The sequence below is a fragment of the Synechococcus sp. R8-2 genome (genome assembly GCF_047461715.1).
Lineage (GTDB): Bacteria > Cyanobacteriota > Cyanobacteriia > Thermostichales > Thermostichaceae > Thermostichus.
On record NZ_JANSHQ010000080.1, the window covers coordinates 1 to 11,890 of the forward strand.

The following is an 11,890-nucleotide window of genomic DNA, read 5'->3' on the forward strand; positions in this document are numbered from 1 at the left end:
GCGTCAGCGTTGCGGAGCAACAAGGCGGAGAGCTGCCTCCCGCCTCCCCTCCGCGTCAGTATTGGGGAGCAACAAACATCCCACTGGCCCGGTTGCGGGAAGACCCCCCCTTAACCTTGCTGTCTCCCGAACGCACCCTGCAAAAGCTGTTGCGCATCTGGCAACACAGCGCCCCCATTTCCGTCAGCGTTGCCGAGCAACAGCGAGAGGAGGACTCAGCTTCGCCCGTTCAGCCCGCCGAGACCCAAGCCCTCCGCTCCTTCCCGGAAAAGGATCCCCTGCCATCTGCGCCCAACCCCTCCGCTCAGCCCCTACCCGAAGCAGAGACGGCAGAGTTGCCATCGCCCATCTCCTCCCCTTCCCCACCACCCCAAGCTGAGGCCATCTTGCCAACGCAAGCGGCAGCCGGGATCCCGAGTAGCCCTGTAGCTCCCTCTGAAAACTCGCTGCTGCCCCCCGCTCCGCCTGGGGTTTGTCCAACTCCCCAACTGGTGGTGCCCGAGCAACTCCGAGCCGGAGACAATTTCGATGTGGTGTTGCGCTTGCCCCCCACGACCAACCCTGCTGCAGGCCATCAAGCCCCTTTTTGGATCAAGTTTTGGGTGAAGCACGGGCGCACTCGCTCTTTGGTGGATGGCCCCCGTTGGTTGCTGGACTTCTCCCGTGACGAGCAGGGGCAGTGGCAAGCCCTCACCCGCATGACCATCCCTCCCGGAGTCCCTGAGCTGATCTTTGAAGCTTGGGCCGTCAGCCCGGATCGCCAGCAGCAGAGTGACCGAGTTACAGAGCGCCGCTCCATACTGCCTTGAAGCCTGGCTCAGTCGCTGTCTTGGACGGAACGCACCATCAGCACGGGGCAGCCGATGTGCACCCGCACATAGTCGGAGATGGAACGCCCCAACAGCCGATCCAAATCGGGAATGCTGCGGGCAATGGTAGGTCGGCGGTCAGGGGATCCCATCACCAGCAGATCGGCGTTGCTCTCGGCGGCTAAGCGGACAATTTCTGTGCCCGGATCCCCGACAGCCGTCAACACCTGGTGGCCGATTTGCCGGTTTTTGAGGATGTCGATTGCCCGATCTAGGGCCTCATCTCTACCTGGGTTGTCGGCATCCAACTGCACAGAGGCCAGGAAGATCTGGGCCCCTTGAATGCCGGAGATCAAGTCAAGGGCCGTGGCAAAGGCGGCCTGGGCAGCGGGGGAGTTGTTGAGGGCCACCATGACATGGCTGGGGTATTTGACGTAGGCGTCGTCTTTGACCAGCAGCATTGGGCAGGAGGCGAGCTGAAACACATATTGGCTCACCGAGTTCTGCAAAATGGCCATGATGCGGTTGCGCCCCCGGGATCCCATCACAATCAGCGGATTGGGCATAGACTCGGCCACCTGCAGCACCACCACTTTGGGATCCCCTTCCACCAGTTGCGTGCTGATCTTTAGCCCTGGGCGGGGGGGGAAAGTCTGCAGGGTTTGGGCCAGCAGTTCCTGCCCCTTTTGCCAGGCAGCCCGCATCTCCTCGGCAGAGGTCTGGGAAGGCACCGCATGCAGCAATGTCACGTGGCACTGGGCAAAGGCCGGCAGAGACAGAAGGGTATGCACCATTTGCTCAGTGGGGCCGCTGCCATCGATGGCGGCAATGAGGTTCTCAAATCGAGGCATGGGATCCGTTCTCCGGGCCGTAGTTTGCCAAGACTCATCCTAGATCTGCCCCTGCGGATCCCTGTTACCGTAGGGGATATCCTGCAACATTTTGTTGGGTTTCAGTAACTTAGCCACACATAGCCGGTAAAGCCGCCGCCGGCATTGGTGTTGCGACCGGCCAGGAACTGAAACCCCCCCAAGCCCAGCGTTAACCCTCCCTCCAGCCGCCAGTTGAGCTGGCCCGAAAGCTTGAGGTTGTCGTAGTCGGGATCCTGAACCGCCAAATCCCCGAACAACAAAGGCGCGCCGTTGCCCAACGTAAAATCCCCATCCAGGGCCAGGATGGCCTGCAGCTCAGGAGTCAAATCGGCCCCAAGGGTTAAGTTGGCCTTGACCCGATCCCCGGGATAGCCCAAGTAATCTCGGAACGTGAGGCAGGAGTCGAAAAAGGCGGGCAGGGATCCCAACTGGGTATTGGCCGCCACCCCAACTTTGAGATCGTAGCCGAAAACACCGTACCCCAAGGGCAGGGGAATGTCTTGGGTGGCATATCCCGGCGGGATCAAGGCCGTTAGCTGAGCCGAGAAGAAGGGATCCCCGTTTCCCCAAGTATGACGTAGGCCCAGCTCCAGATCCCGCAGGCCCTGGTTGCGCTGGGTAACGGTGTCAGCCCCGCTGGCAAAGCGATTTTCGATGAAAACGTAGCTGGTGTTGAGGTTGAGAGTGAGCTGATCGCTAAGGCCAGTCTCGGCGAAAAGGTTGAGGCGGGTTTCCCCATATTCTGAGAGAGCAGGCCCCAGTTGCCCCCCCTGGTCAAAGCGGGTGCGAGGCCGATAGACCTCCGGCTGCAGCGAAAAAAAAGTCTTGCCGGCACCGCGGGGAAAACCGCATCCTGCCCAGGCCGGCAGCTCCGGCGGCATTGCACTAACCACTAGACTCGCCAGCAGGCTTGCCCTTAGAAATCTCAGCTTCTCCATGGCAGGGATCCCGGCAGTTTCAGGGGGATTGTATCCCCAGGATCAAGCTCTGGGCCAAGATCCGGGACAAAACCGGCTTTGGAACGACTGCTAACTATGAGGTGGCAGCCGGTAGGCCCACCTGTGCCCGGAATTGGCGAGCGGCGGTCAGCGCTCCGAAGGGATCCCCCTTATACAGGCCGTAGTGCATCAAGGACAGGTGCCGCAGCCCCAGTTGAGACACTTCCCGCAGCCACTCCGGCTGGCTCATGAGCTGAAAGTCTGTATGGACAGTGTCGGCCCGTCCGCCACTGGGGTGCTTGTCCTTAATCGATGGCTCGTAGTGGGCCAACATCAGGTTGGAGTGGATAGGGGAAAACAGGCGGCAACAGAGGCGGATTTGCTCTGGGTTGCCGGGATCCGGGCCGTTCAGCTCTGGGTTAAACTCCCCTGGCCGCCGCTGGCGCATGGACTGGAAGGCGATCCCGTCCATTTGGCTCATGGTCTCGGCAAAGGGCTCCACCATGCTGCGGCCTGCCCCCTGGGAAGGGTCGTCAAAGGTGGCAATCCAGCCCCCCCAGCACAGGGCCACTTCGGCCTCTGGCAGCCGCTCTTTGATGGCCTGTCGGGCTTTGAGGACATTGCGCATCAGGGCTTGGTAGTAGGGAGCAGTGTCGGCGTTGTAGGTGTCCGCCGGGATCCGCCAATAGGAAAACTCCGTGGCCAGGCTCCAATAGGTAGGGCGGCCTTGGGGGTTGGCTTGAGCGATATAGCCGGCCAATTCGGCTACATCCTGGACAAACTGCTTGGAGATGTGGTAGTCGCCGCAGGGGCGGTGGGTGTCGTCTTCCCAGGTGATGATGTGGAGGGTATAGCCCCGCTCAAACCACTGCCGCAAAAGCCCGGCCTGGTGCCAGTTGCGCCAAAAGGAGAGATCCCCCTGGCGGTGATCAAAGCTGTTCAGCCAGCCGCTCAGGAAATGGGGATCCCACCCCTGCGCCACTGCCGCCACCTGCGGATCCGACTCGATTTCCCAGAGGAAGCGACCGGGATCCTCGCCAATGCCCACCTGCCAGCGGGCCAGCAGCTCTGACAAGTTCATGCTTCCCGTCTCGGCATTTTCCGGGCTGCGACTCCCCTGCTGACTCAAAAACTCCTGGCCACAGCCGGCAACCCCATAGGCAGCCAGCAGCGCTCCGCCCGCTTGCAGCACCTGTCGCCGCTGCCAGGATCGTCTCCTTTTCATCTCCTCTCCTCCTGCGGTTCCTCTTGGTGTTGGCGAGCCCACAGCCGCACTTGGGGGGAGCTATAAACCTCCCTGAAGCCCGGCAGCCCCTCAAAATTGAGCTCAGGCCAAAATTGCAGGATGCGATCGGCGCTCCGCAAGGGATCCGCCAGCCCCGCTACCAAGAGGTAGTCCACCCTTTCCTGGGGATGCTGAAGGGCCAGGGCAAACTCGTACTGGTGAGGAGTAAGGAAAGAGCGGGGATCCCTTGCCCAAAAGATAGCCTCAAAGTGGATGTCGTCGTCCACCAGCACTTTTTGTCCGGGCAACAGGTGGCGATAGAGATACTGCCCAACCTGGCGCTTTTCCTGCCGCAGCCTCCGCCAGTCTTCTAGGGCTTGCCCAGCAGAGGTTACTTCATACAGGTTTTGGGCAGCTTCCAACTCGCCACTAAGGGGCACTAACCCTGCCACCAGCCGCTCCCAGAGATCCCGCTCCTCGGCCACCAGGGGCATGAAGAAACCCGGCTCTTGGCTCACCCCATAACCGGCAGTGAGGCAGTTCAACCCCAAGAGGGCAGTGATCAACAGGCGCTTAGCCCAGCCGGGGCCGGCTCCGCGACACAAGTAGGCGCCCATCAGCAAAGGCAGCGGCACCCAGAAAAGGCCAAAGCGGCTCAGCTCCCGCAAAAACAGCCCCTGCCCTAGAGAAGCCAGCAGGATGACCAGCGGCATCCCCCAGACCAGAGCCCATACCCAGCGACCCGGGCCTCGGCCTAGCAGGGATCCCAGCCCCAACAGCAGATAGGCAGGGGCCAGCACCGCCAGCCATTTCCCAGCCTCCAGCACCCCCCGCCAGCCACCCGCCTGCTGCAAGTCTTCCCGCAATTGCGGCAGCCGCAGACCGCTGCCCACCTGGTAGGTGAAAGCCCAGGGATCCCCTGCCGACAGCCAGTTCACGTACAGCCAGCTCAACATCAGGGCCAGGCTGATAAACCCTGCCACCAGCAGCGAAGCCAGCCGAAAACCCCAGGACTGTTTGCGAAAAGCCAACAGCAGCACCCCTGCCACCCAGGGCAGCAGCCACCCACTTTCCCAACGCAGCACCATCAGAGGCCCCAGCGCCAGCCCAATGAGCAGTAGCCGTAGCGCAATGGGCAGCTCGCCAGAATCCGCCCCAGTCTCTGCCCTGGCCTGCTCCTCTTTACTCAAGGGAAACAGCAGGGCCATGTTCACCCCCACCAACCCTGCTGTGGCTGTCCAAACAGGGCTGCGCAGCAGCATCAAGATCAAAGTCGGCTGCACCACCATCAACAAACCCCACAGCCAGCACCATCCCACCTCCACCGGCAAACGGCGTAACTGCCGCCACACCCAGCCCAGCACCAGAGAGCCCAAGATGGTCTGCAGCAACAGCGGGGATCGTCCCAGAATGGCCGTGGCCAGCACCAGGGAGGGGGGGAAAGTGGTGCCGACAATGGGCAGGCGCGGATCCGGCCCCAGGGCGGCTACGGATCCCTTATAGCCGAGAAACTGCATCTCCAAGCTCACCCAGCCCCAGCCCTCCTTCAAACCCCACAGAAGGCTAGCCAGCAGCAGAAACAGGATCCCGGTAGACCCGAAGAGCTGCAAGAAAGCCCTGAGCCTGTTGAGAAACATGGGTTACTTCAGTAGCTTCAAGAATTTAGAATTAATTGGAGATTAATTGGAGGGTAACTGGTTAAATCGCCAATCGAGCCTCAAGAGCTATTTAGTGTTAATGAGAACATGTCTCAAGTAGGGCGTGGGGATGGGCTGATGTGTCTAGGCACTGGACACAGGGCTAGATTAGCATTCCCTGGCCTGAGAGACTTTATCTACGAGTTTTGGCGTAGGCCAATTCAGCCAGATTGTCGATGAGGTGTTCTCGGATTCTGAGAGAGGATGGGGACGACTTTGCAAGGACATGATCTTATGTTGCAGGCTGTGCGGGACGTGAATGATGCAGCAGTTCCAGCGCTTGAGCTGGTACCCTCTCAAGCAGAGACCCGTCCCTGGGGATCCTTCTGGGTTTTGGATGAAGGCCCGATGTACAAGATCAAGCGCATCGAGGTGAAGCCTGGCCATCGGCTCAGCCTGCAGATGCACTACCACCGCAGCGAGCACTGGATCGTGGTCAGGGGCACAGCGAAAGTGACCCGTGGAGAAGAGGTGATGCTGCTGAGCTCCAACGAGTCCACTTACATTCCCCCCTGCACCAAGCACCGCCTGGAAAACCCCGGCACCCTTCCCTTGGTGTTGATCGAGGTGCAAAACGGGGAATACCTCGGGGAGGACGACATCGTGCGCTTTGAGGATGACTACGCCCGCCAGTAGAGGGATCCCCTGGGCATCCGAATCTACGGTTTGTGCGTACAGACCCCGAAAGCTTACAGATTTCTGCATGTTGGGCAAACTTGGGTCAGGTGGGCCAAGGGGCTTGCCTGCACTAGACAAGTGAGGGATAAGCAAGAGGGGGTCAAGGTGACGCAGAAGGCAAGGCAGTGGGCTTTGTGGGTTGCCGGTTTGCTTTGGTGTTGCGGGCCGACGGCTGTCCACGCAGCGGAAGTCATTTCTCTGCAAAGGCTGGGCTACGACCGCTCGGTGCTGCTGCAAGGAGCTAACCCGCGTCTAGATATCGGGATCCCTGCCCCCCTGAACGGTGTTGACCCTGAGGCCAGCTTTGTGCAGTTGCGCCTGGATCCCTCGCCGGTGCTCAAGCCCACGTCCACGGTGCGGGTGCTGATCAACGAGGAGCTAATGGGCCTTTTTCTGGTGCGGGACCTGCGGCAGGAGCCGGTGGTGCGGGTGCCCATCCCCAGCTTGGCCGCTGGCGAGCGCTTTATCACCTTGTCGGTGCAGCCTTTCCTGAGCATTACCGACGACATCTGTGCCGACTTGAATACCGGCAATTTGCTGCTGACGGTAGGGCGGGACAGTTTCTTTGAGCTGGCGCCCCTCGTTCCTGATGCCACGGTGGCCGGTTTTCTGGGCCGGCTGTATCCTCAGGTTACTTTGGTAGTGCCGGCTGACCTCACTCCTGAAGCGGCGGAAGCAGCTCTGTGGCTGTACAGCCTCCTTTCTCACCTGTTTCCGCAAACGCCCATCCTGTGGAGCAACCGTCCGAAGCAGGGGGCACAGGTGATCTTAGAGCCGGCCAATTTCACCCCCCACTTGCAGCATCAAATTACCCCAGAGGGATCCCGCCTGCGAGTGGCCGCCCGCCGGGAAGCTATTCTTGCTCTCTATGAAGAATGGAAGCGGGCGGGGCTGGTCAGCCGCGGCATCCAGGTGACAAGGGTGGCGGATCTGGAGAGAGCGCTCAGGGCCAACCGCCTCAGCCTGCGAGAGCTGGGGATCGTGGATCCCATGTTGCGGGGGTTTGGCAGCCAGTCTTTGGTCTTCAACTTCAACCTGTCCCAATTGGGGGGGCGGCCGCGGGATCTGGCGGCGCAACTAGACGTCATTATGAACCCGGTGGATGGCCGAGTGGGGGATCGCCTCACCGGCTACGTGTTCTTGAATGGCGTTCTGTTGCGCACCTACAACCTGACAGGCCGCACCCAGCTCAACGAAACTGTGACCCTGCCCACCCGCCTGCTGCGCCGCTTTAATCAACTGGAGCTCCGCTTTGACTATGGCGCCAGCCCCGGTAATTGCCAGGGATCCCTGACCCCGCTGACTTTGCAAGTGCGTTCCGATAGCTCTGGCCTTCTCTGGAGCGGCTACCAAGCCCCTAGCGGCGAGCTGCAGGAGATCCCGGCGGTGCTGCAGGGATCCGGACGGGTTGGGCTGGGGGATCCCCAACTGCTGCCGGCTGCCGCCTACCTGGTCGGTGCCCTCAGCCGGCTGGCTGCCCGACCCCTGCTGCCCACCCTTGAGGTTTTGCCCAAAGAGGAAGCCAACCTGGAGACGGGGAACTTTGCCTGGCAGGTGATCGTGGCTGGGCCAGATCAGGTGGAGCTTAATAGCCCCATCCGGCTGGGATCCCAGTTTGAAATCATCAATCCCCTGAACCAGCAGGTGGCCTTGGCCGCTCAGCCTCAAGAAAACCTCGGCCTTTTGCAGTACTTTCTCCTGAAAGGTAAGCCGAACCTTTGGCTTTCCTGGTGGGGATCTGACCCGGCTTTGGCAGAGCGCCTCAGCCGCGGCCTTGCCGATCCGCGCACCCGCCTGGCCAACCAGCTACAGGGAAACGTGCTCACCGCCTATGCCGCTGCCCCCGATCTCACCCAAGTACAGAGCTGGGATCTCACGCCGGCAGGCTATCGAGTGCGCTACCCCGGTCGCTTCAGTTGGCAGCTTTTGTTGTGGCAATACCGCTTTTGGCTGGTGCTTTTGCTGGCCATCCTGCTGGCTGTGGGGGCATGGGACACCTATCGACGTTTGGCCCGGCAACCTGAGCCGCCAACCCCCTCTTAAGCCAAGCGAGAACCTAAGATTCGCCTAGAATTAATCTGATTTTGAGCTTATGTTAACGCTTATCGAATACTGGTTGGTGCGCACAGGCTGGCTAACCCAGGAGCAGTTGGCAAAGGCTTATCGCTATCAAAAACAAGCTGATTGTTCCCTGCCGCGGGCCCTCTGGAGCTTGAGGGCAATGCACCCCCGTCAGTTTGCTCGCCTCTGCTGTCAGATCTTGGATCGGCCCAAGCTGAGGAGCTGGTTGCTCGAGCATCCCCTCGACCTAGAGCTGCCTTGGCTGATCGAGCCTATCGATCTGGTGCCGGTGCGCTTTCTGCCCTGTGGCTGGCTCGACCCGCGAACCGTAGTGGTTGCTACCGAGGAGCCGGGCCATCCCATTGTCTGGCAAAATGTCAAGCGCCTCTGCCCCGAAGCCGATCGGATTTGGGAGATCCCGGCCACCGAAAAACAGATTCTGACCGTCCTCATTGAACGCAAGCTGACGGCAGAGCTGGTAGGCAGTCGGCTTACTCTGGAACAATGGCAGGATCTTCTGGCCATTCGTCGCCGCACCGGATCCAGCCTAGGTCAGCTTTTGACCCGGCTCAGCTACCTTTCCACGCCGGAGTACCTGAGCATTCTCACTCAGTTGTTAGGGTATCCGACAGTGTCTGAATTGATAGGGACAGGGCTGCTTCATCGAGATCCAGCTTTGAGCAAACAGTTTGATCCTGAGGTGATGATGCGTCACCTGTTCTATCCCTTGGCCTGGACGGATCAGAACACTCTCACGGTGATGGTGAACGACCCCCTGGACTGGGTGGTGGATGAGATCCTCTACGCTTGGCGGCCAGGCTTGCGGATTGAAAAAGTTCTGGGCACCGAGCAGGATATCACGCAGCTTCTCAGCCAGGATCAGGGCTCCCAGTTTAGCCAAGAAGCGGTGTACAAGCTCATGGCCCGCCTGCCAGAAGAATCGGCCTCGCGGGTGTTTACCCCCTCCCAGATTGCGGTGGGCTATGGCCTGCTGCTGCTGTTGCTTTGGGGATTGGCCACTGCTCCCTGGACGACCCTGACGATTTTGGTGGTGCTGATCAATCTTTTTTACGTCGCTTCGATCCTGTTCAAACTGCTGCTCAGCCTAGTGGGATCCGCCGATCGCTTCCACCAGATTACCGATGAGGAAGTAGCCGCTTTGGATGATCGCGACTTGCCCATTTACACCATCCTGGTGCCGGTCTACAAAGAGCCGGAAGTAATGCCGATTTTGATCAAGTCTCTCTCTAAGCTGGATTACCCCCACGAGCGGTTGGATGTGCTTATTCTGTTGGAGGAAAACGACCGAGACACCATTGAGGCAGCTCGAGCTGCCAAGCCCCCCCGCTACGTGCGCCTGCTGTTGGTGCCCGACAGCAAACCCAAGACCAAGCCCAAAGCCTGCAACTACGGCCTGGCTTTTGCCCGTGGCGAATACCTCACCATCTACGACGCCGAAGATATCCCCGACCCCGATCAACTGAAAAAGGCGGTTGTGGCCTTCCAGAAAGGGGATCCCAGCTTGGTCTGCGTCCAGGCTGCCCTCAACTACTTCAACCGCAACGAGAACTTCCTCACCCGCATGTTCACCTTGGAGTATTCCTATTGGTTTGATTATCTTCTGCCGGGTTTGGAAACTCTCAGAATGCCGATCCCCTTGGGTGGCACCAGCAACCACTTTCGCACCGACCGCCTGCGGGAGCTGCAGGGATGGGATCCCTTTAACGTCACCGAAGACGCAGATCTAGGCATCCGCGCCAGCCAGCACGGCTATACGGTGGGGGTGATCAACTCCACCACCTACGAAGAGGCCAACTGCGCTGTTAAAAACTGGATCCGGCAGCGCTCCCGCTGGATCAAAGGCTACATGCAAACTTGGCTGGTCCACAACCGCAACCCCCTGCGCTCCTTGCGCAAGCTGGGCCTCAAAAACTGGCTATCCTACCAATTTTTTATCGGGGGCAGCTTCTTTACCTTTCTCACCAGCCCCATCATGTGGCTGCTGTTTATTTACTGGCTGCTCACCCGCGCCCATTGGCTGCAAAACCTATTTCCCAGTTGGCTGGTTTATCTGGGCTTGTTTAACCTCCTGGTAGGCAACGCCATTGGGATTTACCTCAACTTGGTGGCCGTTTTCCGGCGAGGGTACTACGATCTGGCCTTCTATGCCCTGCTCAACCCCATCTACTGGCAACTGCACTCTATGGCAGCTTACATGGCCCTGTGGCAGCTCTTTACCAAGCCCTTCTACTGGGAAAAGACCATCCACGGCCTGAGCAAGTTTACCCACGCCAAAGTCCAGGAAGCTGCTCACAAAGCAGCCTAGGCTACGGACTGAGTTCCTAAGCAGTAGCAGCGAAGTGAGGACAGCCAGCACCCTTCTAGAAGCTGTAGTCCGAGTCTACGATCACAGCACAACCACTGGGGTGGAGACAGCTAGCCATGATCACCTTGACAGAAAAGTTGCCCTCGTAGGGCGCCTGCACGATGGGGAAATCGTCCAACAGTTCGTCTGCAGCCACCACCTGACCGCTGGCATCGTAAAGCACCAGATCCACATCGAAGCAATCCTGGTCGCACTGCGCCCAGATGTTTTCACCTCGGTAGAAATAGCCTGTAACTACGGTCGATTGTCCATTAAGAAGCCACAAACTACGGCTCTGAGCCCAGGCGGCAGCGCCCCCAACAACCGTGGCTGCCCCTATTAAGCTTGCCACCAACCAGCCCCGCACCGAAGCCATAAGACTGCCCTCCCTACTGAAAAACGGAGAAAGAATAGATTTTCTACAGGGATCCACCTCAACGCCCACACTCTAGCACCCAGATCCGTTTCTCCCGAATGATTCAGATCACGTTAAGGATCTTAAGAATCTCATGCTGAAAATCGCGAAAAAGAGTTACAAAAAAAGGGATCCCAACCGAAGCAGGGATCCCTCAATTCTGACCAGAAATCCGGCGAAGCTCCCGCATCGGTCTGGCCGACTTCTCATTGCGGCAAATTCAGTTCCCCCCTTCGCCCTAAGGGATCCGTCAAGACATTGCCGGCGGGGCCTTTGATTTGAATGGTGCAGCGGCTGCCGGACACTTCAATAACGTTGTAGTTGGGCACCGCCAGCTCCAAAAAGCGCAAGTTGCCCGTCGTTACCCCTGGGATCCCGCTCACCTGGGGATTGGCCGGGTTCACCGGTGCCAAAAAGCCGTTCACAATCCGGTAATACAGGCGGCTGGCATTGGGGATCCCCAGTTGATTGCCCAGCTCGTCAATGCTCAGGGCCGTAACGCTCCGCCCGGTGGGGCCGGTCCACACCTCCCAGATAGGGTTGCTGCTGCCGGGGTTGACCTGGCCGATGAAGCCGGCGTGGTTGTTGCCCGTCAGGAACACCACGTTGCGGATGTTGTTGCTCTCGATAAAGTCAATGACTTCCTGCCGCTCCAGCCAGTAGCCTTCCCAAACATCGTTGGAGCGGAAGTAGGTCACCGTGATGGGAAACTCGCTGACGATGAACTTGTAGGTGGCGGTGGAGTTGCGCAGGCCGTTGAACAGCCACTGCTTCTGCGGATTGCCCAAGAGGGTACGGGGCGTGCGGCGCAGCAGGTTAAACAGGGCTTG

General features: G+C 59.4%; 9 protein-coding genes and 1 pseudogene. 4 read left to right on the forward strand and 6 right to left on the reverse strand.

The features are described 5' to 3' along the window. Positions 1-809, forward strand: a pseudogene (locus tag NW819_RS02105) (hypothetical protein); the annotation flags it as partial. 8 nt (positions 810-817) lie between these two features. Here the strand turns inward: NW819_RS02105 and NW819_RS02110 are convergent. The 4 genes from NW819_RS02110 to NW819_RS02125 form a co-directional block, all read right to left on the reverse strand. Next, positions 818-1,660 carry a universal stress protein gene (locus NW819_RS02110; protein ID WP_414412746.1) on the reverse strand — a complete coding sequence of 281 codons (843 nt, stop codon included), beginning with the start codon at positions 1,658-1,660 and terminating at the stop codon, positions 818-820. A 101-nt stretch (positions 1,661-1,761) separates the two neighbouring features. Next, a complete protein-coding gene (locus NW819_RS02115) occupies positions 1,762-2,574 on the reverse strand; it encodes a hypothetical protein (RefSeq protein WP_414388847.1) in 813 nt (270 codons plus the stop codon). Positions 2,575-2,713: 139 nt separating this feature from the next. Beyond that, on the reverse strand, positions 2,714-3,844 hold the full coding sequence (locus tag NW819_RS02120) for a hypothetical protein (protein WP_414412747.1): 1,131 nt from the start codon (positions 3,842-3,844) through the stop codon (positions 2,714-2,716). Next, complete coding sequence (locus NW819_RS02125; protein WP_414412748.1) at positions 3,841-5,481, reverse strand: hypothetical protein; 1,641 nt, start codon at positions 5,479-5,481, stop codon at positions 3,841-3,843. Before NW819_RS02125 ends, NW819_RS02120 begins: the two co-directional genes overlap by 4 nt. A gap of 294 nt (positions 5,482-5,775) precedes the next feature. Between NW819_RS02125 and NW819_RS02130 the strand changes: the two genes are divergently transcribed. The 3 genes from NW819_RS02130 (at position 5,776) to NW819_RS02140 (ending at position 10,606) form a co-directional block, all read left to right on the forward strand. Further along, positions 5,776-6,177, forward strand: coding sequence for a cupin domain-containing protein (locus NW819_RS02130; protein ID WP_414412749.1), 402 nt, complete (start codon positions 5,776-5,778; stop codon positions 6,175-6,177). Positions 6,178-6,297: 120 nt separating this feature from the next. Continuing rightward, positions 6,298-8,262 carry a cellulose biosynthesis cyclic di-GMP-binding regulatory protein BcsB gene (locus NW819_RS02135; RefSeq protein WP_414412750.1) on the forward strand — a complete coding sequence of 655 codons (1,965 nt, stop codon included), beginning with the start codon at positions 6,298-6,300 and terminating at the stop codon, positions 8,260-8,262. A gap of 49 nt (positions 8,263-8,311) precedes the next feature. Continuing rightward, positions 8,312-10,606: a glycosyltransferase family 2 protein gene (locus NW819_RS02140; RefSeq protein ID WP_414412751.1), complete on the forward strand. Its 2,295-nt coding sequence runs from the start codon at positions 8,312-8,314 to the stop codon at positions 10,604-10,606. A gap of 55 nt (positions 10,607-10,661) precedes the next feature. Here NW819_RS02140 and NW819_RS02145 read toward each other — a convergent pair whose 3' ends face one another. Both NW819_RS02145 and NW819_RS02150 read right to left on the reverse strand, forming a co-directional pair. Continuing rightward, on the reverse strand, positions 10,662-11,021 hold the full coding sequence (locus NW819_RS02145; RefSeq protein ID WP_414412752.1) for a hypothetical protein: 360 nt from the start codon (positions 11,019-11,021) through the stop codon (positions 10,662-10,664). A 245-nt stretch (positions 11,022-11,266) separates the two neighbouring features. Further along, positions 11,267-11,890 (reverse strand): alkaline phosphatase D family protein (locus NW819_RS02150; RefSeq protein WP_414412753.1); only part of this gene is annotated, 624 nt, incomplete at its 5' end.